The organism is Streptomyces sp. NPDC014995, assembly GCF_043080745.1.
Lineage (GTDB): Bacteria > Actinomycetota > Actinomycetes > Streptomycetales > Streptomycetaceae > Streptomyces.
Genome location: NZ_JBIBVX010000019.1, coordinates 77,035 through 97,648, shown reverse-complemented (window position 1 = coordinate 97,648; position 20,614 = coordinate 77,035). Strand labels below are relative to the sequence as shown.

Here is a 20,614-nt window from a genome sequence, read left to right as displayed (position 1 = left end):
GAGGGGCCGGACGTGCAGGTGCCCGGCCCCGCTGCCTCGCGTTCGACTCTGCGCGGGTGGCCGGGGACGAACCTTGGGTCGACCTTGAATCGCCTGGTGGTCGCGGTGGCCACGTGACTAACGTGACCGGGGAGGAGGGGACGGGATGGCGGTGGAGTTCGGCCTGCTCGGCACGATCGAGGCGCGTATCGAGGACTGTCCGGCGGACCTCGGGCACATGCGGCAGAGGTGCGTACTGGCCGCGCTGCTCGTGGACGTCAACCGGGCGGTTCCGGTGGACCTGCTCATCGATCGCGTGTGGGGCGACCGTGCGCCGCAACGCGTCAGGGGAACGCTGTACGGATATCTGTCCCGGCTGCGCCGGGCTCTGGCGACGGCCCCGGAGGTGGCCATCGCGCGGCGCCCCGGAGGCTACGTGCTGGAAGCGACGCCGCTGTCCGTGGACCTCCACCTGTTCCGCGACCTGGTCGCGCGCGCCCGCACGACCGGTGACACGCAGGCGGAGCCACTGATGCGGCAGGCTCTCGGACTGTGGCGGGGCGAACCGTTCACCGCCGTCGACGTCCCGTGGTTCTGCGACCTGCGCCAGGCTCTGGAGCGCGAGCGGTTCGCGGCGGAACTGGACTACGCCGACATCCGATTACGCACCGGGCGGCACGGTGAACTCCTGCCCGAACTCACCGTGCGCGCACACGAGCACCCGCTGGACGAACGACTGGCCGGTCAGCTCATGCTCGCCCTGTACCGCACCGGGCGCGCCGCCGACGCCCTCGACTGCTACCAGGACATCCGCCGACGGCTGGCGCAGGAGCTGGGCGCCGACCCGGGACCGCGTCTGCGCGGCCTGCACCAGCGGATCCTGTCCAACGACCCGGCGCTGTCCCTCCCCGAAGCGTCCCCCCAGAGCCCTCCGGCGGGCGCGGCCCCGCCGTTCGTACCCCGTCAACTGCCCGCTCCGCCCGCGCACTTCGTCGGCCGCGACGCGGAACTCGCCGTCCTGGACAAGATGCTCGCGTCCCAGGCGGAGCCACGCACCACCATGCCGCTGTCGGTGATCTGCGGTACGGGCGGCGTCGGCAAGACCTGGCTCGCGCTGCGCTGGGCCCACAGCCGGCGGCAGCACTTCCCCGACGGGCAGCTCTTCGCGGACCTCCGTGGGTTCACGCCCTCGGGGGAGCCGGCCGACCCCTTCATGGTGATCCGCGGATTCCTCGACACCCTCGGCGTCGACCCCGGACGGATACCGGCCGCGTCCGACGCCCAGGCAGCCCTGTACCGCAGCCTCCTGGCGGACCGGCGCATGCTCGTCGTCCTGGACAACACCCGTGACACCGAGCAGATCCTGCCCTTGCTGCCGGGCACGCCCACCTGCACCGTCGTGATCACCAGCCGCGGCCAGCTCACCGGGCTGACCGCCTCGCACCAGGTCACCCACCTGACGGTCAACGGGTTCGACCCCACCACGGCACGCGAGCTGCTGGCCGGCCGGCTGGGCGCCGAACGAGTCGCCGCGGAACCCGACGCCGCGACCGCCCTGGTGGACCAGTGCGCCGGGCTGCCCCTCGCCCTGAGCGTCCTGGCCGCGCGCATTACCACCAATCCGGTCTGCACGCTGACCGCCCTGACCGAGGAACTGCGCGAGAGCAGCACCCGCCTCGATGCCCTGGGCACCGGGGAGAGCGCCACCGACGTGCGCACCGTCCTGGCCTCCTCCTACCGCGCCCTCGATCCGGAGACCGCCCGGGTGTTCCGCCGGCTCGTGCAGGCCCCCGGCCCCGACATCGCCCGCCCGGCCGCCGTCAGCCTCACCGGCCTGCCCCCGGCGGCGACGCGCACGGCGCTGCACCGGCTGCGGGCCGCCCACCTCCTTCAGGAGCACGCCCCGGGCCGGTTCGGCTGCCACGACCTGCTGCGCACGTACGCCCTCGAGGTCGCCGACTCCGTGGACCGCGAGGAGGGCCGGGCGGCCCGCGTGCGGATCCTCGACCACTATCTGCACACCGCCTGGTCGGCCGACCGGCTGCTGCACCCGCACCGGGATCCCGTCCGCCTGTCACCGGCCGTCGACGGCGTGCGCCCGGAGGACCTCACCACCCACGAGCAGGCGATGGAGTGGTTCACCCGGGAGCACCCGGCGCTCGTCGCCGCCGTGCACCAGGCCGCGCGTCACGGCCACGACACCCACGCCTGCCAACTGGCCTGGGCGCTGACGACCTTCCTGACCCGTCGCGGGATGTGGAGCGACGTCGCGGCCGTCCACACCACGGCGCTGGCGGCCGCGGTCCGGCTCGGCGACGCGGCTTCCCAGGCCGAGTCCCATCGCGCACTGGCCTGGGAACGCACCGAGGCGGGCGACCACGACACGGCGCACCGCCGGCTGACCCGGGCGCTGTCCCTGGCCCAGGACAGCGGTCAGGGTCTGTCCGAGGCCCACACCCACCTGGCCCTCGGCTGGCTGCACGAGCACACCGGCGACCGGCCGGCGGCGCTGCACCATGACCAGCAGGCAGTTCACCTGTTCACACGACTGGGCCACCGGGCGGGACTGGCACGCGCCCTCAACGCCGTGGCGTGGGACCACGTGCAGCAGGGCGACCACCGGGAGGCCGTGGCCCACTGCGAACAGGCCATGGCCATCCAGAGGGAACTCGGCGACCTGCGTGGAGAGTCCGACACCCTGGACACCCTCGGCTCCGCCTACCAGCAGCTCGGGGAGCACTCCCGGGCCCTCGCGTGCCACCGGCGCGGCCTGGAACTCCACCGCGCCCTGGGCCACCGCTTCAACGAGGCGGAAGCCCTGGTGCACCTCGGCGAGGTCCACCGGGCCATGGGCGACCGGCACGCCGCGAGACGGGTCCTGGAACAGGCCCTCGACGTGTACCGGGACATCGAGGTCCACCCGTCGCGCGTGGAGCAGACCCGCGCGCTGCTCGACGCGCTCGGCCCGGGCGGCGGCGAAGCCACACGGGGGTGACCCAGGCCGGGGCGCCGGGCGCGCCGGCGTCACCAGGCGGCTCCTGCCCGGTGCGGAACGGGGCCGGGTCCCTCCCAGAACAGGCTGTCACCTCGAACCGGCACCTCGAACCGGCCGTCACTGCGAGCAGCCCGTCACTGCGAGCAGGCCGTCCCCCCGAGCAGCCCGGCATTCCGAGCAGCCCGGCACCCCGCGAGAGCCGTCATACGTCGGACTGCGCGGTCCCGCTCCTCGGTCCATGCCGGGCCGGCTCCGCCCGGAGGGGCTGGTCCGCCGGGTGGGGGACCGACACGCCGGGGCCGATGGTCCGCGGCCGGCCGGGGCCGTTCGTGGCGGCGGGGGCGCCCGGTATGCGGAGGAGCAGGAGCGCCGCGTCGTCGTGCAGCCGGCCGCCCACATGCGCCAGGAGTTCGTCGTGGAGCGCGGTCACGGTCTGCCCCGGCTCGTCGGAGATGTGCCGCGCCAGCCCCTCGGCGAGCGGGTAGAACTCCCGCTCGTGGTCGCGCGCCTCGGTGACCCCGTCGGTGTAGAGCAGCAGTTGGTCCCCGTCCGCGAAGGGCAGCACCTGGAGGCTGGGGGTCTCACCGGTGAGCGCACGCAGCCCGAGGGGCGGGGTCGGACGGGTGGGCTCGACCGCACTGACGACGGAGTCGCGGACCAGCAGCGGCGGCGCGTGGCCGCAGTTGACCACCTCCAGCTGCCCGGCCCGGGGATACCCGGCGACCACGGCGGTGACGAAGTCGTCGCTGCGCAGGTTGCGCGCCAGGCTCCGCTCGATCCGGCTGACGACGGCGAGGAGGTCGGGCTCGTCGTAGGCGGCCTCGCGGAAGACACCGAGCACCAGAGCGGCGGTGCCCACGGCCGGCAGCCCCTTGCCGCGCACGTCGCCGACGATCATCCTGACCCCGTGCGGCGTGGGAACGAGCGCGTAGAGGTCACCGCCGATCCGGGCCTCCGCCGCGGCGGCGCTGTAGCGGACGGCCACCTGGAACGGGCCGACCGTCGCCGGTACCGGCTGGAGCAGCGCGTGCTGCGCGGTCTCGGCGACGGAGCGGACGGCCGCGAGGACCCGCTCGCGTCGCCCGCGCGACGCGCTGGCCAGGACGCTCGCCAGGGTGACGGCCATCAGGGCCACCACCACGACCGCCAGCTCGCGGGCCGGAGCGCCGCCGCGGATGTCGAGTGTCGCGCCCAGCGCGGCGGCGAGCAGGCCCACGCAGAGGACTCCGCGCGGCCCGTTGGTGGTGGCGGCGAGCGCGGGCCCCACGGCGAGCAGCGGCACCCAGGTCATCCCGTGTCCGCCGACGAGGTCGGCGAGCACGATGGCGGACACGATCAGTGCGGGCAGTACGGGTGTACCGGCGGCCAGTTGGGGGACGGCGCGCCTGTGTCGGTCCGGCGGCGCCGACCTGTCTGCTCGCTTCCCGAACGGCCGCCTGGGCCAGTGGTCGCCACCGTGGTCTCGGGCCTGGCTCATGTCTCGTCCGCTGTCCTCACCTGTGCGCGTGTTTGATCAGTAAATGTCCGGCTTTATCCAGGAAATAGGTTCGGCTCGGACAGGACAAGGAGAGGATTTTCATATAGTGAGCGAAAGGCCCCTGGTCACGCGGCCGGCGGTCGGGATCAGGCGCCTCCTGATCTCCTCCAGCCGGGAGAGCCGGTCGGCGGGCAGCGAGACGCCGAGCGACCCGAGCGTGTTCCCGCTGTACACGGGCACCGCGACGCAGACCGTGCCGAGGGAGTACTCCTCCAGGTCCGTGACGGCCGGGGCCAGCGGCGAGGAGTCGAGCCGGCGCAGCAGTTCCGGGGGATGGGTGATCGTCCTGGGGGTGAGGTCGGCGAGCGGATGCCGGGACAGGTAGTCCTTGCGGGCGTCGTCGTCGAGTTCCCGCAGTACGGACTTGCCCAGTGCGGTGGCGTGCCCGGCGTCCTCGAAGCCCACCCAGAGGTCGGCCCGGGGAGCGCGCGGGCCGTCGACGATCTCCGCGACCCGGATCTCGCCCTCCTCGTAGAAGGTGAGGTAGGCGGCGGTCTTGAGCTCGTCGCGCAGCGCGGCGAGCGTCGGACGGACACGGCTGAGCAGCGCCTGCTCGCGGCCGGCGGTGTGCAGCGTCTGCATCTTGTCGCCCAGGACGAAGCCGCCGTCGTCGAGCTTCCGGGCGTATCCGTCATGGACCAGGGTCCGCAGCAGGTGGTAGGCCGTGGCCAGGGGCAGCCCCGTCTCACGCGCCAGTTGTTTGGCCGGCACGCCGTTCTCGTGCGCGCCCATCGCCTCCAGCAGGCGGAAGGCCCGCTGCACGGACGTGATGAGCGTGGGGCCGTCGCGAGCACCACTCATACGACCAGCGTGCGCCGGGCGCACCGCGCAGGCAACAGGGGGGCCGCCCGTTCGCGGCCCCTACTGGGCCCGGGCGACCAGCAGGGCGACGTCGTCATGGTCGTCGGGGTGGCGCAGGCCGTACAGCAGGAGGTCGCAGATGTCCTCGAGGGACCGGTGCGGTTCGTCGAGGAAGCCGAGGAGGACGCTCAGGCGGTCGTCGATGGAGTGGTGCCGGGTCTCGACCAGGCCGTCGGTGTAGAGGACCAGCAGGTCGCCGGGGCCGAGCTCGGCCATGGTGGTCTCGAAGGGGACGCCGCCGACGCCGAGCGGGGCGGCGGGGGGCAGGTCGAGCAGCGTGGGGGCCCGGCCGGGGCGGGACAGCGCGGGCGGCATGTGTCCCGCGTTGGCGATCCGGCACTGCCTGGTGTGCGGGTCGTACACGGCGTACAGGCAGGTGACGATGTAGTGCTCCAGATCGCAGGTGATCTTGTCCAGGTGCTGGAGCACGCTGCCGGGGGCGAGGTCGAGGTCGGCGTAGGCACAGGTGGCGGTGCGCAGCCGGCCCATGGTGGCGGCGGCGTCGATGCCGTTGCCCATGACGTCGCCGACGACCAGGGCGGTCTTGTCGTCGTCCAGGGGTATGACGTCGTACCAGTCGCCGCCGACCTCGCTGGTGGCCTGCGCGGGCTGGTAGCGGGAGGCGACCTCCAGACCGGTGTGGTGGGGGGAGTGGTCGGGCAGCAGGCTGCGCTGGAGGGTGAGGGCGGTGTTGCGCACGCTCTGGAACCAGCGGGCGTTGTCGATCGCCACGGCGGCACGGCTGGCCAGCTCCGCGGCCAGGATGACGTCGTCCTCGTCGAACGGCAGCGGGTTGCGGGTGCGTTTGAGGTCGAGGGCGCCGAGCACCTCGCCGTGGGCGATCAGCGGCACGGCGAGGTACGAGTGGACACCGGCGCGGGCCAGCAGCGCGGTGGCCTCGGCGTCACGGGCGATGCGGGGCAGGTCGCGGTCGCCGACATGGCGCACCAGGATCGGCCGGCCGGTGTGCACGCACAGCGTGACCAGGCGGTCGCCGTCGTAGGCGAAGAGGTCACCGGGAGGGTCGGCGGCGCTCAGGGCCACGGTGGGATGGGCCGCTTTGAGGGCGAGGGAGCGGAAGAACTCCGGGCCGCTGTCCGCTCGGCGTGCGCGGCGGCAGGCCAGGGCCGAGTCGAGGACGTCCACGGCGACCACGTCGGCGAGTTCCGGGATGGCGATGTCGGCCAGCTCGTGGGCGGTCTGCTCCACCTCGAGGGTCGTGCCGACGCGGGTGGAGGCGTCGGCGATGAGCGCCAGGCGTCGCCGCGCCCGGTCGGCCTCGGCGGCCGCGCGGTGCCGCTCGGTGACGTCGACGACCGAGGTGGCCGCACCCAGGACCCGCCCGCCGGGGTCCTCCAGCCGGTAGAAGGACAGGGACCAGGCGTGCTCGTGGTCGGGGTCGGCCGGGGGACGGCCCACGTGGTACTGGTCGAGCAGTGGCGTGCCGGTGGTCAGGACCTGGCGCAGCGCGGACTCGACGGTGTCGACGTCGGGGAACGGCAGGGTCTCGCGCAGATGGCGGCCGACGTGGTCCTCGGCGGGGATGCCGTCGATGCGTTCCAGCGCCGGATTGACGAGGAGGTAGCGCAGATCGTGGTCCAGCAGGGCGAGACCGATCGGGGACTGGCTGATCAGCCGCTCGCACAGGGACAGGTCGGTCTCGACGCGCTGGAGCAGGGTGTGGTCGGCCGCTATGCCCAGGGCGTAGACGTCTCCGAGATCGTCCAGCAGCCGCATGGTGCGGAACTCCATCAGGCGGCTGCTGCCGTCCTTGTGCCGGACGGGGAAGGCACCGGCCCAGCTCCGGCCGGTCTCCAGCACGTCCGCGAACAGACTCACCACGGCCTGGAGGTGCTCGGCGTGGATGAGCACACGCGCCGCGTACTTGCCGAGGGCTTCCTCCGCGGTGTAGCCGAACAGCTCCTCGGCCTGCGGGGTCCAGAACACGATGCGCCCGTCGGCGTCCACGACCACGGCGGCCACGCTCAGCACGTCCAGCAGGCCGGTCGGCCGGGGCGGCTCGGAGCCGTACCCGTCACCGTGGGGGACATCGGGCCGGAAGGATTCCGCCGTCATCGCAGGGCCTCCTCCACCGTTGCCAGGCCGCGCCGGCGTGCGTCGGCGCGGCCGCACGCCGGGGCCTCCGAGTACCCGCCCTTCCCCGTTTTCCCCGGGCCCGTGCCCGACCGGCCCGGTGCGACGCACCGGCACTCCCCGCCACCAGCCGACCGGGACCGTGCAGATCGGGCGGGCAAGCAGGAACATGGTCGTGTAGAGGATGGGACCCCCATGGATGCTGCGCGAAAAGGTTCCGGTGCGCCCGCGTCGGCAGGACCGCGCGATCTCCTCGACGCGTCCACCGACGCGGCCGCGGTGGTGGACGCGGACGGTGTCGTGCTCGGCTGGACCCGGGCCGCCGAGGAACTCCTCGGCCACCCGGCGTCGGAGGTCGTCGGCGGCTCAGCCGCCGATCTGCTCGCGATGCCCGGGGACCCGGCCCGGGTGGCCGGCGTGGCGCAGCGGTGCCGTGCCGGAATGGGGTGGAGCGGTCTCATCCCCGTACGGCACCGCGACGGCCGCCGGATCGACGTCGACCTGCGGGTCTCCGCGTCCTTCCGGATCGGCGCGGACGAGTGCTTCCTGATCTCGGCGCGGGAGCGGAGGCCGCAGTGGACGGTCGGTCAGTCCGTCCTCGACGGGTTCCTGACGCGCTCGCCGGTCGGCATGGCGGTGATGGACCTGGACCTGCGCTACGTATGGCTGAACGACACGCTGGAACGGTTCGGCGGTGTGCCCCGTGAGCAGCGACTGGGACGCCGGCTGAGCGAGCTGTTGCCCGGCCTGCAGGCGGAGACCATCGAAGGGCTGATGCGCAAGGTCCTGGAGACCGGGGTCCCGGTCACCGACTACGAGTACGTCGGATGGAGTTGGGCCGATCCTCACCGCCAACACGCCTACTCCACCTCCTTCTTCCCCCTGGTGGACGCCGACAACTGCGTCACCGGGGTCTGCTACATGGTCTCGGACGTCACCGAGCGGTGGAACGCCCGCCGGCTGCTGTCGCTGGTCAACGAAGCGGGGGCCAGCATCGGCAGGACCCTCGACGTGATGCGCACGGCCCAGGAACTCGCCGACTTCGCCGTTCCCCGCTTCGCGGACTTCGTCGTCGTCGACCTCCTGGAGCCCGTGCTCAGCACCGAGGGACACGGAGCGTGGCTGAGCGACGCGGGACCGGCACCCGCCAAGCCGGCGATGCGCCGCGCCGGAATGAGGTCGGTGCGGGACGGCTGCCCGGAGGCCGTGGCGCGGATCGGGGACAGGGTGGACTTCCTCCCCCCGCCGCACGACATGAACCTGCTCATCGACGGCGACCCGATCCTCATCCCGGTCCTCGACCCGTCCGACGACCTGTGGACCGCCGAACAGCCCGCGAGAGCGGAGAGCATGCGGGAGTACGGACTGCACTCCCTCATCTCCGTGCCGATGCGGGCGCGCCACACCGCCCTCGGTCTCACCACGTTCCTGCGGTCGCTCAATCCCGTGCCGTTCCAGCCGGACGACGTCCTGCTGGCCCAGGAGCTGGTGGCACGGGCGGCGCTGTGCGTGGACAACGCCCGCCGGTACACCCGGGAGCACACGGCGGCGGTCACCCTGCAGCGCAGTCTGCTGCCCCACGCCCTGACGGGCGGAACGGCGCTGGAGGTGGCCTCCTCCTATCTGCCGGCGGACCCGTCCGGCGGGGTCGGCGGCGACTGGTTCGACGTGATCCCCCTGTCGGGCGCCCGCGTGGGCCTGGTGGTCGGCGACGTGGTCGGTCACGGCATCGCGGCGGCGGCGACCATGGGCCGGCTGCGCACCGCGGTGCAGACCCTCGCCGACATGGAGCTGCCCCCCGACGAACTGCTGGCCCACCTCGACGACCTCGTGCTGCGGCTGAGCGAGGAGAGGACCGGCGACGAGGCGGCCGGCGGGGGCACGACCGGCTTCCTCGGAGCGACCTGCCTGTACGCCGTCTACGACCCGGTCACCCGGCGCTGCACGATGGCCAGGGCCGGACACCCGCCCCCCGTCGTCGTCGCACCCGACGGGCGCGTCTCCTTCCCGGAACCGCCCGCCGGGCCTCCGCTCGGGCTGGGCGGAATGGCGTTCGAGGCCACCGAGATCGAGCTCGCCGAGAACAGCCTGTTCGGTCTCTACACCGACGGCCTCATCGAAGGAGCCGACCGCGACATGGAGTCGGGCATGGCCCGGCTCGGCGAGGTGCTGGCCCGGCCGGGCACCGACCTCGAAACCCTGTGCACGTCCGCGGTGCGGCAACTCGTGCCCGCCCCCCAGCCCGACGACATCGCCCTGCTCCTGGCGCGCACCCACGCGCTGGGCGCCGACCACGTCGCCTCCTGGGACGTGCCCGTGGACCCGGCCGCCGTCGCCGACGTCCGGGCCCGGGCGACGCACCAGGTGGAGGTGTGGGGGTGCGGGGAACTGGCCATGACCACCGAGCTCATCGTGAGCGAACTGGTCACCAACGCGATCCGCTACGCCGAACCGCCCATACGCCTGCGGCTGCTCCGCGACGCCCGCCTGACCTGCGAGGTCGCCGACGCCAGCAGCACGGCGCCCCGGCTGAGACACGCCCGGAGCACGGACGAAGGGGGCCGTGGCCTCTTTCTGGTGGCCCAGCTCGCCCACCGGTGGGGCGCCCGCTACACGGCCGGCGGAAAGATCATCTGGGCCGAGCAGGAGATCCCGTGACGGGGCGGACGTCACCGCGTGTGACGCGTCGGGCGGGCCGCCGTCGCGCCGCCCGGTCCGTTCAGTCGGCGAGAAGGTCGTCCATCTGGCCGACCGCCTGCTTGAGGCCCTCCTCCATGCCCATGGTCACCAGCTGTTCCATCTGCTCCCGGGTGGCGAAGGCGGACCGGATCTCCATGCGGGTGCCGTCTCCCCGCCGGGTCAGCCGTACGCTCACGGTGGTGGTCGGCATGGTGGGGCTCGGGGTTCCCTCCTCGTCGGCGAAGCCGTCGGTGAACTCCAGGGACGTGGGCGGGGCGACCGACGTGACGCGCCACCAGCCGCGGTGTTTGTCGCCCTCGGGGCCCGTCATGAAGTAGGTGACCTCGCCGCCCGGGGTCAGGTCGTGGTGCTCGACGGTCGCCGGGTAGGTCGGCGGTCCCCACCAGCGCTCCAGCCGACGGGGGTCCGCCCACAGCTGCCACACCTTCTCGGCCGGGGCCGCGAAGTCGGCGGTCAGGGTGAGGGTGAGGCTGTCGAAGTCCTTGTCCACGCTGGTCACACTCATCTGTCCGGTCCTTCTCTCGGGTCGTGCTCTTCGGTGAGGGGGTCCTGGTCGAGCAGGGCGGACATCCGCTCCACCCTGCCGCGCCACAGGGTTTCGAGTTCGTCGAGCGCCTGCCGTGCCCGCGCCACGGCCTCGGGTTCGGTGAGGACGAGCTGCTCCCGTCCGCGGCGCTGCTTGCTGACCAGTCCGGCCCGCTGAAGCACCGTCACGTGCTTCTGCACCGCGGCGAAGCTCATCGGGTAGGCGGCGGCCAGCTCGGACACCGACAGGTCGCCGTCGACGCAGCGGCGCAGTATGTCCCGGCGCGTCGTGTCCGCGAGGGCGTGGAAGAGCCGGTCCAGGCTTCCGTCGGTACCTTCATCTACAACCATTTGGTTGTATGTTAGCCGGTCGTGCGTCCCGTGTGAACCGCCGGCGCTGCCGTGTGGCCGGATCGTGTTCGATCGTCGGCCGACCGGGGTACCCGTGGCGTCCACAGAGCAAAACCAGCCGGATCTTCCCGGAGGTGATGGGAGTGACAACCTCTCCCAGGTCGTCGATGGAGACCCATCCCGACATCGTCGAAATGCGCGCCCGTCATGAGATGGCGGAGCATGTCACCAGTACTCCCAGGGCTCAGGCCGTCGAGACCCTGGCCTTCCTGACCGGCGTGTACCTGGCGGCGTCCCCGTGGATCGCGGGGTTCAGCAACCTGACCACCCTGGCCGTCAACAACCTGATCGTCGGCATCGCCTACGCCCTGCTGATGAGTGGCGGGTTCGGCCGTGCCTACGAGCGCACGCACAGCATGGCGTGGGCAGCCTGCGCGCTCGCCGCGTGGACCATCTTCGCGCCCTGGGTGGTCGCGGGTGACGTCAGTACCACCAGGTCGGTCGTGAACAACATCATCGTCGGAATCATCGGCCTCCTGCTCGGTCTGGCCGCCAGCGCCGCCATGCAGGCGAGGGCATCGACGAGGTCCGACCGCCGCGTGACCCCGTAGGGGTGGACGTCCCGGGTCGGCTCCGGTCGGCCCGAGACGCCCCCCGCTCATGCGCTCGACCTCTCCCGGCAGCCCGGACCGGCCGTCCCGGTCCGGGCTCGCTCACGCCGTGACGGCGGATCGCGGGCCGGGCCAGTGCATGGCGCCGGCCCACCGGGTAACTCGCACACCATGGCGAAACATGACAAAACCCCCGAGTCCGATCCACGGACGGCGGAGGAGGAGCGGGCCGCGGCGCAGCCGTTCAGCTATCCCTACCCGGAGCGGCGCTCCAACGTTCGCGCGACCCGGCACATCTCCCGCGAGGAGGCGGACGCCGACAGCGTTCCGGGCGTGCCCGGCGGTTACGGAACCACCGGCGGCGGCCAACCCGGCCGCACCGGCAGCGGTGCCGACGAAGCCGACCCCGACCAGCACTGAGAGCCCCGGACGGGAGCGAGAGGAGCCATCATGACCGTGCCCGAGGAGAACCGGCCCAAGACGGAGACGACCGACGAGGTCCTCACCGACCGGGAGGCCACCGAGGACACCCCGCCCGGAGGGACGGGACGAACCGTCCGCGAGGCGATGGAGGAGGCCGGAGTGCGTCCCGAGGACTTCGAGGAGCAGTGACGTCCCGCCGCTGTCGGCGAACCGCCACCCCGCAGGGGCCCCGGACAGAACCGGGGCCCCTGCGGCACACCCGGACTGTGCTCGCGCGGGGGCCACGGCCTAGGGGCTGTCGTCAAACTCCAGACGCCGTGGGGCCGCCCTCCGGGCGACGACGGGAGTTTGACGACAGCTCCTAGCGGGGGAGCAGCCACGCCAGCGTGGTCACCGCCGAGGCGCAGGCGACGACGGCGGCGGCACAGGCGGCGTGGCGTTTGAGCAGGTCGTGACGGAGAGCCGCGTACCGGTCCTCGTACTCCTGCCGGAGCTGGGCGGCCCGTTCCACGGTGTCCAGCAGCATCCGCCGGGTCAGCTCGAGGCGCTGGTGGAGGTAGTGGCGGGTGACGTCCTCGGCCTGGGCGGTGGTCAGCCAGGGCATCCGGGCGCAGAGGTCCTCGGCTTCGCGTCGCGCCCGGTCCTGGTGCGTGCGGGCGAGCAGATAGCCCTCGACCGCGTTGGCCAGCAGGCCGTTGCGGTCGTCGTCCGGTGTGTGCTGCCCGCCGTGGGTCACCGCGGCTCGCCCCAGTGGCTCTCGGCGTCCACGGCGTCGCGCCGGCCGGCGTGCTCCCGGTGTTCCAGTTCCGCCAGTTCCGGGTGGTGGAGATCGAAGGCGGGGGATTCGGAGCGGATGCGCGGCAGGGTGACGAAGTTGTGGCGGGGCGGCGGGCACGAGGTGGCCCACTCCAGGGAGCGGCCGTAACCCCAGGGGTCGTCGACCTCGACCCGCTTGCCCGCCTTGGCGGTCTTCCAGACGTTGTAGAGGAACGGCAGGGTGGACAGGCCGAGGAGGAAGGAGCCGATGGAGGAGATCGTGTTGAGGGCGGTGAAGCCGTCGGCGGCCAGGTAGTCGACATAGCGGCGGGGCATTCCCTCGGCGCCGAGCCAGTGCTGCACGAGGAAGGTGGTGTGGAAGCCGACGAACAGGGTCCAGAAGTGGATCTTCTCCAGGCGGTGGTCGAGCATGGTGCCAGTCATCTTCGGCCACCAGAAGCTGAATCCGCCGAACATCGCGAAGACGATCGTGCCGAAGAGCACGTAGTGGAAGTGCGCGATGACGAAGTAGCTGTCGGTGACGTGGAAGTCCATCGGCGGGGAGGCGAGCAGGACGCCGGTGAGGCCGCCGAAGAGGAACGTGACGAGGAAGCCGACCGCCCACAGCATCGGTGGCTCGAAGGACAGCGAGCCCTTCCACATCGTGCCGATCCAGTTGAAGAACTTCACGCCGGTCGGCACGGCGATCAGGAAGCTCATGAAGGAGAAGAACGGCAGGAGCACGGCCCCGGTGGCGAACATGTGGTGGGCCCACACGGTCACGGACAGGCCGGTGATGGCGATCGTGGCGCCGACCAGGCCCATGTAGCCGAAGATCGGCTTGCGGGAGAAGACCGGAAGGATCTCGGTGACCACGCCGAAGAACGGCAGGGCGAGGATGTACACCTCCGGGTGGCCGAAGAACCAGAACAGGTGCTGCCAGAGGATCGCTCCGCCGTTCTCCGGGTCGAAGATGTGCGCGCCGAACTTCCGGTCCGCCTCCAGGGCGAAGAGGGCGGCGGCCAGGACGGGGAAGGCGAGCAGGACCAGCACCGAGGTGAGCAGCACGTTCCAGGTGAAGATCGGCATGCGGAACATGGTCATGCCGGGGGCGCGCATGCAGATGATGGTCGTGACGAAGTTGACCGCACCGAGGATCGTGCCGAACCCGGCCAGTGCCAGGCCCATGATCCACAGGTCACCGCCCAGCTGAGTGGTGCGCTCGCCGCCGCTGAGGGGCGTGTAGGCGGTCCAGCCGAAGTCGGCGGCGCCCTCGGGCACCATCAGACTGCTGACCACGATGAGGCCGCCGAAGAGGAACAGCCAGTACGAGAACATGTTCAGCCGGGGGAAGGCCACGTCCGGGGAGCCGATCTGCAACGGCATGATCGCGTTGGCGAACCCGGCGAACGTTGGCGTCGCGAACAGCAGCAGCATGATCGTGCCGTGCATCGTGAACGACTGGTTGTACTGCTCGTTCGACAGCAGCTGAAGTCCCGGCCGGGCCAGCTCGGCCCGGATCACCATCGCCAGCACTCCGCCGATCAGGAAGAAGCCGAACGAGGTGATCAGGTAGAGGTGGCCGATCTTCTTGTGGTCGGTCGTGGTCAGCCAGGAGACGATCACCTGACCTCTGCCGCGGCGCTCGGCCGCCGGGACAGGAGCAACGGGCTCGGTATGGGTCGCCATCAGTTTCCTCGATCGGCAGGGTGGTGCCCGTTCGGCAAAAGGCAGTCGGAGACCTGGCGCCTTGCGTACTCGGGCGGTCATGTGCGGAGTGTGTGACCAGCCCACCGGAAAGCACTCCTGCGCCTACGGCACCACGCCTGGTCGCGGCCGTTTCTCAGTCGGATGACCGACGGGAACCCGCCGCGGATGGACGTTCGGCGGCGGCGAGGGACGCCCGACGAGCGCGGGCGGAGCCGTCCCGCCCGCCCGGGCGGCGTCAGTCGGCCCGGCGCCGTGCCCGGCGACCCGCCCGGGAGCCCCGGTAGGCCGCGCGGCGGGTCGTGGCCAGGGCGGGACCCGGGGCGAATCCCGGAGCGCTGTGCCGGTAGATGTCGAAGTCGGGGGTCTCCTCCGGCAGGGCGGGCAGCGGACCGCGCACCGTCAGCACGGCGAACGCACGCCACGCCCCGTCGGCGGTCCCGACGCACAGGTCGAAGACAAGCGGCCCGCCGGCCAGGGCCGCGCGCAGACTCCTCGGGTCGCCGTGCACCGGTGCCTGTCCGGTACGGCGCGGAAGGGCGGCGAGCACCCGGTCGCGTCCGCCGACCCGGTAGGAGAGCAGGCTCGAGTAAGGGCCGTCCAGCGCGTCGGCGCGCGGCAACGGCAGACGCCGGGTGACACGGCCCCGGCCGCTGCTCGTGAGAAGCAGGTCGAGGGGTTGACCGGGCGCGGCCGCCTGCTCCATCCGCACGGCCAGCCCGAGGCCGTCGGGCAGGCGCCGGGGCAGGCCCGCCGCTCTGGAGAGGCGAACCGTGGCGGCGTACTGCCTCGGTGCGTCCAGCCACCGCACCCCCCACGGTGCGCCCGCGTCGCCCAGGACCTCCACCTCGGCCGTGCACAGCAGCCCCCGCGGATGCAGCGCCGGGGCCCCGCGCAGACGTGCGACCAGACGGAACCCGGCCTCGACCACGGTGACCGGCCACGATCCCGGCAGCCTCCACGGCCGCCGGCCTCCGGCCGGCCGGACGCCGTCACGCGGCGAGGGCGCACCGTTCACCCGCCGGACCAGCAGCCTTCCCACGCCTCCCTCACCACCTCATCCCCGTCCCCACCATGTCCGGGTGCCCTTCGCGCTCCTGATGGATCCGGCCCGCACCCAGGCCGCTATCCACCCCGCCTGCATCGCCGCATCGAGGAGGTACGTCGGACGGATCCGCCCCCTGGGCACGTAGACCAGGTCGACGGCCAACAGCGTCAGGGCGGTGCCGAGACCGACACGGCGGGCGTGGGCCGAGCCCCGGGGGTCCGGAGCCGCCGCGAGCTGGGCGACACCGGCGGAGGCGAGCAGGCCGCCCGTCGTCATCTGCAGCCACACATCGGTCTTCGGGCCGAAGACCCACTCGAAGCTGCGCAGGTGCACCAGCGGCCACAGCCCGCCCACGACGTTGAAGGCGCCTTGGGCGACCGCGACCGCGTCCGCCGTGTCCGGTGTTCTCGTCTTTCCCATGAACCCCGTCCCTCCGTGCGGCCTGCCGGGTACCCCCGGCCGGGTGTTCTCACCCGCGCACCCGGCCACGGCGTCCCGGGCGGCGGACCGTGAAATCGTGCGCGCGAACCGGCGGCGGTCCGGCGTCGACCGCCCCCGCGGAGGAACCCCGTCAGTCGACCGGCCAGGTGTGGACCGGGGCGTTGAGGTGCATGTAGTCGATGTACTGCTGGGTCATCCGCCGCAGCGCCTCATGGCGCCCGGAGCGGGTGGCGGCGGCGAGGTGATGGAACATCTCCTTCTGCCAGACGGCGCCGTTGCGGCCGGTGACGCACCGCTGCTCGATGATCCCGAGCAGCGGCTCCCGCCAGGCCGCGTCCATGCCGGAGTGCTCCAGTCCCCGGTGCGCCAGCGGCAGCAGTCGGCGCAGCACGAGTTCGGGCACCGGGACCTCACCCATCCCGGGCCAGTACAGCCCTGCCTCGATGCCCTGCCGCGCCGCCGTGTGCAGGTTGTCCGCCGCGGCCGAGAAGGACATCCGGGACCACACCGGTCGTTCCTCCTCCACCAGGGCGCGGGTGAGCCCGTAGTAGAAGGCGCCGTTGGCGAGGGTGTCGGCGACGGTCGGGCCGGCGGGCAGCACACGGTTCTCCACCCGCAGGTGCGGTGTGTCGTGGGCGACGGCGTAGACCGGGCGGTTCCAGCGGTAGATGGTGCCGTTGTGCAGGGTCAGCTCGCCCAGTTCGGGGACGTCGCCCCGGTCCAGCGTCTGCGCCGGGTCCTGCTCGTCGCACAGCGGCAGGAGCGCCGGGAAGTAGCGCAGGTTCTCCTCGAAGAGGTCGAAGACGCTGTTGATCCACCGTTCCCCGAACCACACCCGGGGCCGGACCCCCTGGACCTTGATCTCCTGCGGGCGGGTGTCGGTCGCCTGCTCGAACAGCGGGACACGGGTCTCGTGCCACAGTTCCTTGCCGAACAGGAAGGGCGCGTTGGCCGCCAGGGCGACCTGGACCCCGGCGATCGCCTGGGCCGCGTTCCAGTAGGCGGGGAACTCCTCCGGCGAGACCTGGAGGTGGAACTGGGTGCTGGTGCACGCGGCTTCCGGAGTGATCGTGTCCGCGTACGTCCGCAGCCGGTCCACGCCGTCCACCTCGATCAGCAGGTCCTCGCCGCGGGCCGCGAAGACCTGGTCGTTGAGCAGCCGGTAGCGGGGGTTCTCCGACAGCGTCGCCTCACCGACGTCCTCCTGCCGCAGGGTGGGAAGGATGCCGATCATGATGAGATGCGCGCCGACCGACCGGGCGCGTGCGTCGGCGTGGTTCAGCGCGGCGCGGATCTCGGACTCCCACGCGTCGGGGCCGCCCTCGGTGAGCCGGCGGGGCGGAACGTTGATCTCGAGGTTGAACCGGCCCAGCTCGGTGGACCAGGCGGGGTCCGCGATCGCCTCGAGGACGTCGGTGTTGCGCATCGCCGGCTCGGCCCGGTCGTCGACCAGGTTCAGCTCGATCTCCAGCCCCACCTGCGGGCGCTCCGACTCGAACCGTGACTCGCGCAGCATCTGGGCGAACGCGTCGAGGCACTCCTGCATTTTCATGCGGTACCGGCGGCGGTCCTCACGGGTGAAGACCAGCGCCGGGACGTCGCGTCCCATCGGCCCTCCCGGTTCCCCTCCTCGGACACCTCCACTCCAGCGTCGCACCACCGGGCGGCCCCGACCACGCGGGACCGTGGCCCGCCCCGGTCGGCGCAGGCGCCGGGTGGCTGTGCCGGGGCGGCCGGTCCCGGGTCAGCGCCAGCCGAAACGGCGGTCCACCACCGCCGTGAACTCCTCCAGGGTCAGTACCGCGTCCCCGTTCTGGTCGGCGGCGTCGAACAGCGCGGAGGAGGCGTCGGCGTCCCCCACTGCCCACAGCGGCAGGTCACCCGAGGCGGCCAGCGTCGGGCCCTTGGTCCGCAGGGCGGTGATCACCTCTTCGCGGGTCAGCGTCCCGTCCTGGTCGAGATCGAGCGCCTCGAACAGCTTCCGGGCCTTGTCGCTCATCTTGTCGCCCCCGTTCCCTTCGTCGGCGGGCGGGCCGGCCGGCCCGCCTCGCTCCCAGTCGGAAAAACGCCTCCGCTCCCGCCCGGGTTCCCCGCCTCGGGCCCGGCTGTCGGCCGACTTCCGCAGCCGTCGCAGCCCGCAGCCTTCACCGTACAAAGCCTTCACCGTACGGAGCCCCGGGGCCGGGGTCCGAGGCTGCCCCGCGGCGCGGCCGCCGGACAGCCTCGGACCCCGTCCACGACGTGCGCCGCCTCACGGCTTGCGCGCGAGACCACCGTGCTCGGCGACGGGTTCCGCGGCCGGGGAGCCGGGGTCCGGGCGCCAGTGGGGGACGGACACGACGCCGGGCTCCAGGAGGTCCAGGCCGTCGAAGTACGCCGTGATCTGGTCGACGGTGCGCAGGATGTACGGGACGGCGCCGCTGTCGTTGTAGGCGTCCTGGGCCTGTTCGAAGACCGGGTCGATGCCCAGCGAGCCGTCGTTGACGGCGAGGTAGCTGCCGGACGGCAGCGCGTCCATCAGGCGGGTGACGATGGAGCGCGCCTGCTCGTAGTCGGCGACATGGCCCAGGATGTTGCTCAGGATCAGGGCGGTGGGGCGGGTGAAGTCCAGCGTCTCGGCCGCGGCCGCCAGGATGCGCTCCGTGTCGTGCACGTCGGCGTCGACGTAGGCGGTCGCCCCCTCCGGAGTGGAGTAGAGCAGGGCGCGGGCGTGCGCCAGGACCATCGGGTCGTTGTCGACGTAGACGATCCGGGCCTCGGGGGCGATCCGTTGGGCGACCTCGTGGGTGTTGTCGGCGGTCGGCAGGCCGGTGCCGACGTCCAGGAACTGGCGGATCCCCGCCTCGGTGACCAGGTGGGTGATGGTGCGGCGCAGGAAGGCGCGGCTGCTGCGGGCGATGGTGACGATGCCGGGGAAGACGGCGGTGTAGGCGTCGCCGGCCTCCTCGTCGACGGGGTAGTTGTCCTTGCCGCCGAGCCAGTAGTTCCAGATGCGGGCCGAGTGCGGCACCGAGGTGTCGATCTTCTGATGCGCCGCTGGTCCGGGCGTCGTCGCGGAGTCGGTCATGCGATTTTCCGTCTTTCAGCCGAGGCGTGGAATGTCCAACGCACAACGTACGTCCCAACGACCCCGTTCCGCACACCAGTTCATGTCTTCGGTGGGTTCGGACGGCGTTTTCCCGGACCACAGGGGCCGATGCTCAGGCGCGAATGAGTTGGCGTACTCACGAAACGGCGCCCCCGTCGGCCGATTCTTGAGTCCTGCCCGAACATCTCGCATGGGGGAACACGATGAACGCTCGACGACTGCCCGGCCCGGCCCGACTGGCCTTCGCCAACCCCGCCTCACTCGTCTACCTGGCACTGGTGGCGACGGCCACCGCCTTCCTCGCCTGGGACCAGCTCTTCGTCACCCACGAGGACGCCTCCTTCGCCGGTGTCTACCTGCTCGTCCTCGCCTCGCCCACGTTCTTCCTGCTGGACGGCGCCGGCCGGGCCCTGCTGGGGAGCGGTGCCGACGCGCCCGGATGGTTCGTCCTCACCGCTCTCGTCCTCTCCGTGCTGGTGCAGTCGGCCCTCATCGGCGCACTGCACCGGCGGCTGCGCCGCTCGCCCGGCGGCGAGCACGGGAAGCGGCTGCAGGGGGCCTGACCCGGCCGTGCCCGTCGACCGCGGGGCGGCTCAGGCCGGCGGCATGACCGGCGCGCGCCGGGCCGGTGCCATCGCCCACCGGATCGCCGCGGTCACCGCCGAGCCGAGCGGCCGCACGCACAGGCCGTCGACCACCGGGAGCCGGGGGAGGCGCAGCTCGTCGGCGGCCCAGCCGGGCAGCAGCGAGACGGCGTTCGCGGCGAGCAGTCCGTAGGGGAGGCGGGCGACGAACGGCACGGGCGGGCTCAGCAACAGGAAGCGCGTGGTGTCCAGCGCCTGCGCGGTGGCCCTCAGCTCCGGGCGGTACGACGTCAGCCGCGCCGCGAGCTCGTCCCTGCTGCGCGGCGGATCCGCGATGCCGAGCGCGACGGCGACCCTGGCCGTGTCCGCGACGTATTCGTCGCACTCGTCGTCCGACAGGGGGTGCAGGCCGTAGCGCTGGTGGGCGCGGAGAAAGCTGTCGACCTCGGCGACGTGGACCCAGCACAGCAGGTGCGGGTCCGAGGCACGGTAGGGCTCGCCGTCCGCGGTCACGCCGCGGATGCCCGCGTGGACCGCGCGGACCTGGTCACAGGCCTGCCGCGCGTGCTCGGCGGTGCCGTACGTCGTCGTGGCCAGGAAGGTGCTCGTGCGCTGGAGCCGGCCCCAGGGGTCGCCGCGGTAGCCCGAGTGGGCCGCGACGGCCGCCATGGCGAGCGGGTGCAGCGACTGGAGCAGCAGGGCGGACAGCCCGCCGATGAACATCGAGGCGTCGCCGTGCACCCGGCGGATGGGACGCTCCGGCCCGAACCAGCGGGGCCCGGGGGTGCCGTGGATACGGGCCCGGTTACGGGGACCGTCCGGGCCTGCGACACGGGCGAAGAGACCGTTGCCCAGCCGTTCCCTGGGGCCGGCCGGCCCCGGTCCGGTCATCCTCATGGCTGCCGTGGCCTCCT

Annotated in this window: 19 protein-coding genes; 6 read left to right on the top strand and 13 right to left on the bottom strand. The window is 72.4% G+C overall.

The genetic code is table 11. The annotated features are described in order from the left end of the window. Window positions 1–145 precede the first annotated feature (145 nt). Complete coding sequence (locus ACF1A1_RS32365; RefSeq protein ID WP_392004577.1) at window positions 146–2,974, top strand: BTAD domain-containing putative transcriptional regulator; 2,829 nt, start codon at window positions 146–148, stop codon at window positions 2,972–2,974. A 202-nt stretch (window positions 2,975–3,176) separates the two neighbouring features. Here ACF1A1_RS32365 and ACF1A1_RS32360 read toward each other — a convergent pair whose 3' ends face one another. The 3 genes from ACF1A1_RS32360 to ACF1A1_RS32350 form a co-directional block, all read right to left on the bottom strand. Beyond that, a complete protein-coding gene (locus ACF1A1_RS32360; protein ID WP_392004575.1) occupies window positions 3,177–4,451 on the bottom strand; it encodes a PP2C family protein-serine/threonine phosphatase in 1,275 nt (424 codons plus the stop codon). Window positions 4,452–4,550: 99 nt separating this feature from the next. After that, a complete protein-coding gene (locus ACF1A1_RS32355) occupies window positions 4,551–5,312 on the bottom strand; it encodes an IclR family transcriptional regulator (RefSeq protein WP_392004573.1) in 762 nt (253 codons plus the stop codon). A 60-nt stretch (window positions 5,313–5,372) separates the two neighbouring features. Next, entirely contained in the window at window positions 5,373–7,448 is a 2,076-nt protein-coding gene (locus ACF1A1_RS32350; RefSeq protein WP_392004571.1) for a SpoIIE family protein phosphatase, read from the bottom strand. 213 nt (window positions 7,449–7,661) lie between these two features. Between ACF1A1_RS32350 and ACF1A1_RS32345 the strand changes: the two genes are divergently transcribed. Next, complete coding sequence (locus ACF1A1_RS32345; protein WP_392004570.1) at window positions 7,662–10,124, top strand: SpoIIE family protein phosphatase; 2,463 nt, start codon at window positions 7,662–7,664, stop codon at window positions 10,122–10,124. Window positions 10,125–10,185: 61 nt separating this feature from the next. Here the strand turns inward: ACF1A1_RS32345 and ACF1A1_RS32340 are convergent, their stop codons facing one another. Continuing rightward, on the bottom strand, window positions 10,186–10,671 hold the full coding sequence (locus ACF1A1_RS32340) for an SRPBCC domain-containing protein (protein WP_392004568.1): 486 nt from the start codon (window positions 10,669–10,671) through the stop codon (window positions 10,186–10,188). Further along, window positions 10,668–11,042, bottom strand: a complete 375-nt coding sequence (locus ACF1A1_RS32335) for an ArsR/SmtB family transcription factor (RefSeq protein WP_392004566.1) — start codon at window positions 11,040–11,042, stop codon at window positions 10,668–10,670. The genes ACF1A1_RS32340 and ACF1A1_RS32335 overlap by 4 nt, the downstream gene beginning before the upstream one ends. A gap of 167 nt (window positions 11,043–11,209) precedes the next feature. Here ACF1A1_RS32335 and ACF1A1_RS32330 point away from each other — a divergent pair, with 167 nt between their 5' ends. The 3 genes from ACF1A1_RS32330 to ACF1A1_RS32320 all read left to right on the top strand — a co-directional run bounded on the left by ACF1A1_RS32330 (window position 11,210) and on the right by ACF1A1_RS32320 (window position 12,265). Beyond that, a complete protein-coding gene (locus ACF1A1_RS32330) occupies window positions 11,210–11,653 on the top strand; it encodes an SPW repeat protein (RefSeq protein ID WP_392004738.1) in 444 nt (147 codons plus the stop codon). Window positions 11,654–11,824: 171 nt separating this feature from the next. Next, on the top strand, window positions 11,825–12,073 hold the full coding sequence (locus tag ACF1A1_RS32325; RefSeq protein ID WP_392004564.1) for a hypothetical protein: 249 nt from the start codon (window positions 11,825–11,827) through the stop codon (window positions 12,071–12,073). Between the two features lie 30 nt (window positions 12,074–12,103). Further along, window positions 12,104–12,265: a hypothetical protein gene (locus ACF1A1_RS32320; protein WP_392004562.1), complete on the top strand. Its 162-nt coding sequence runs from the start codon at window positions 12,104–12,106 to the stop codon at window positions 12,263–12,265. A gap of 172 nt (window positions 12,266–12,437) precedes the next feature. Here the strand turns inward: ACF1A1_RS32320 and ACF1A1_RS32315 are convergent, their stop codons facing one another. The 7 genes from ACF1A1_RS32315 to ACF1A1_RS32285 form a co-directional block, all read right to left on the bottom strand. Beyond that, complete coding sequence (locus ACF1A1_RS32315; RefSeq protein WP_392004560.1) at window positions 12,438–12,812, bottom strand: hypothetical protein; 375 nt, start codon at window positions 12,810–12,812, stop codon at window positions 12,438–12,440. Next, complete coding sequence (ctaD, locus tag ACF1A1_RS32310) at window positions 12,809–14,521, bottom strand: cytochrome c oxidase subunit I (RefSeq protein ID WP_392004558.1); 1,713 nt, start codon at window positions 14,519–14,521, stop codon at window positions 12,809–12,811. The genes ACF1A1_RS32315 and ctaD overlap by 4 nt, the downstream gene beginning before the upstream one ends. A gap of 256 nt (window positions 14,522–14,777) precedes the next feature. Beyond that, window positions 14,778–15,581: a phosphodiesterase gene (locus tag ACF1A1_RS32305; RefSeq protein WP_392004557.1), complete on the bottom strand. Its 804-nt coding sequence runs from the start codon at window positions 15,579–15,581 to the stop codon at window positions 14,778–14,780. 15 nt (window positions 15,582–15,596) lie between these two features. Continuing rightward, a complete protein-coding gene (locus ACF1A1_RS32300; RefSeq protein WP_392004555.1) occupies window positions 15,597–16,007 on the bottom strand; it encodes a hypothetical protein in 411 nt (136 codons plus the stop codon). A 151-nt stretch (window positions 16,008–16,158) separates the two neighbouring features. Beyond that, entirely contained in the window at window positions 16,159–17,637 is a 1,479-nt protein-coding gene (locus ACF1A1_RS32295) for a glutamate--cysteine ligase (RefSeq protein ID WP_392004553.1), read from the bottom strand. A gap of 135 nt (window positions 17,638–17,772) precedes the next feature. Beyond that, complete coding sequence (locus ACF1A1_RS32290) at window positions 17,773–18,027, bottom strand: EF-hand domain-containing protein (RefSeq protein ID WP_392004551.1); 255 nt, start codon at window positions 18,025–18,027, stop codon at window positions 17,773–17,775. Between the two features lie 252 nt (window positions 18,028–18,279). Continuing rightward, on the bottom strand, window positions 18,280–19,095 hold the full coding sequence (locus tag ACF1A1_RS32285; RefSeq protein ID WP_392004549.1) for an SAM-dependent methyltransferase: 816 nt from the start codon (window positions 19,093–19,095) through the stop codon (window positions 18,280–18,282). 224 nt (window positions 19,096–19,319) lie between these two features. Between ACF1A1_RS32285 and ACF1A1_RS32280 the strand changes: the two genes are divergently transcribed. Then, window positions 19,320–19,679 carry an SCO4225 family membrane protein gene (locus ACF1A1_RS32280; protein ID WP_392004547.1) on the top strand — a complete coding sequence of 120 codons (360 nt, stop codon included), beginning with the start codon at window positions 19,320–19,322 and terminating at the stop codon, window positions 19,677–19,679. Window positions 19,680–19,709: 30 nt separating this feature from the next. Here ACF1A1_RS32280 and ACF1A1_RS32275 read toward each other — a convergent pair whose 3' ends face one another. After that, window positions 19,710–20,597, bottom strand: a complete 888-nt coding sequence (locus tag ACF1A1_RS32275) for an oxygenase MpaB family protein (protein ID WP_392004545.1) — start codon at window positions 20,595–20,597, stop codon at window positions 19,710–19,712. Between the last annotated feature and the right edge of the window lie 17 nt (window positions 20,598–20,614).

Coding starts and splice junctions, on each gene's coding strand:
- ACF1A1_RS32360 (WP_392004575.1), bottom strand. CDS start 4,451: ATGAGCCAGGCCCGAGACCACGGTGGCGACCACTGGCCCAGGCGGCCG.
- ACF1A1_RS32340 (WP_392004568.1), bottom strand. CDS start 10,671: ATGAGTGTGACCAGCGTGGACAAGGACTTCGACAGCCTCACCCTCACC.
- ACF1A1_RS32320 (WP_392004562.1), top strand. CDS start 12,104: ATGACCGTGCCCGAGGAGAACCGGCCCAAGACGGAGACGACCGACGAG.
- ctaD (WP_392004558.1), bottom strand. CDS start 14,521: ATGGCGACCCATACCGAGCCCGTTGCTCCTGTCCCGGCGGCCGAGCGC.
- ACF1A1_RS32280 (WP_392004547.1), top strand. CDS start 19,320: ATGAACGCTCGACGACTGCCCGGCCCGGCCCGACTGGCCTTCGCCAAC.
- ACF1A1_RS32285 (WP_392004549.1), bottom strand. CDS start 19,095: ATGACCGACTCCGCGACGACGCCCGGACCAGCGGCGCATCAGAAGATC.
- ACF1A1_RS32295 (WP_392004553.1), bottom strand. CDS start 17,637: ATGGGACGCGACGTCCCGGCGCTGGTCTTCACCCGTGAGGACCGCCGC.
- ACF1A1_RS32325 (WP_392004564.1), top strand. CDS start 11,825: ATGGCGAAACATGACAAAACCCCCGAGTCCGATCCACGGACGGCGGAG.
- ACF1A1_RS32335 (WP_392004566.1), bottom strand. CDS start 11,042: ATGGTTGTAGATGAAGGTACCGACGGAAGCCTGGACCGGCTCTTCCAC.
- ACF1A1_RS32345 (WP_392004570.1), top strand. CDS start 7,662: ATGGATGCTGCGCGAAAAGGTTCCGGTGCGCCCGCGTCGGCAGGACCG.
- ACF1A1_RS32330 (WP_392004738.1), top strand. CDS start 11,210: ATGGAGACCCATCCCGACATCGTCGAAATGCGCGCCCGTCATGAGATG.
- ACF1A1_RS32355 (WP_392004573.1), bottom strand. CDS start 5,312: ATGAGTGGTGCTCGCGACGGCCCCACGCTCATCACGTCCGTGCAGCGG.
- ACF1A1_RS32300 (WP_392004555.1), bottom strand. CDS start 16,007: ATGGGAAAGACGAGAACACCGGACACGGCGGACGCGGTCGCGGTCGCC.
- ACF1A1_RS32350 (WP_392004571.1), bottom strand. CDS start 7,448: ATGACGGCGGAATCCTTCCGGCCCGATGTCCCCCACGGTGACGGGTAC.
- ACF1A1_RS32290 (WP_392004551.1), bottom strand. CDS start 18,027: ATGAGCGACAAGGCCCGGAAGCTGTTCGAGGCGCTCGATCTCGACCAG.
- ACF1A1_RS32365 (WP_392004577.1), top strand. CDS start 146: ATGGCGGTGGAGTTCGGCCTGCTCGGCACGATCGAGGCGCGTATCGAG.
- ACF1A1_RS32275 (WP_392004545.1), bottom strand. CDS start 20,597: ATGAGGATGACCGGACCGGGGCCGGCCGGCCCCAGGGAACGGCTGGGC.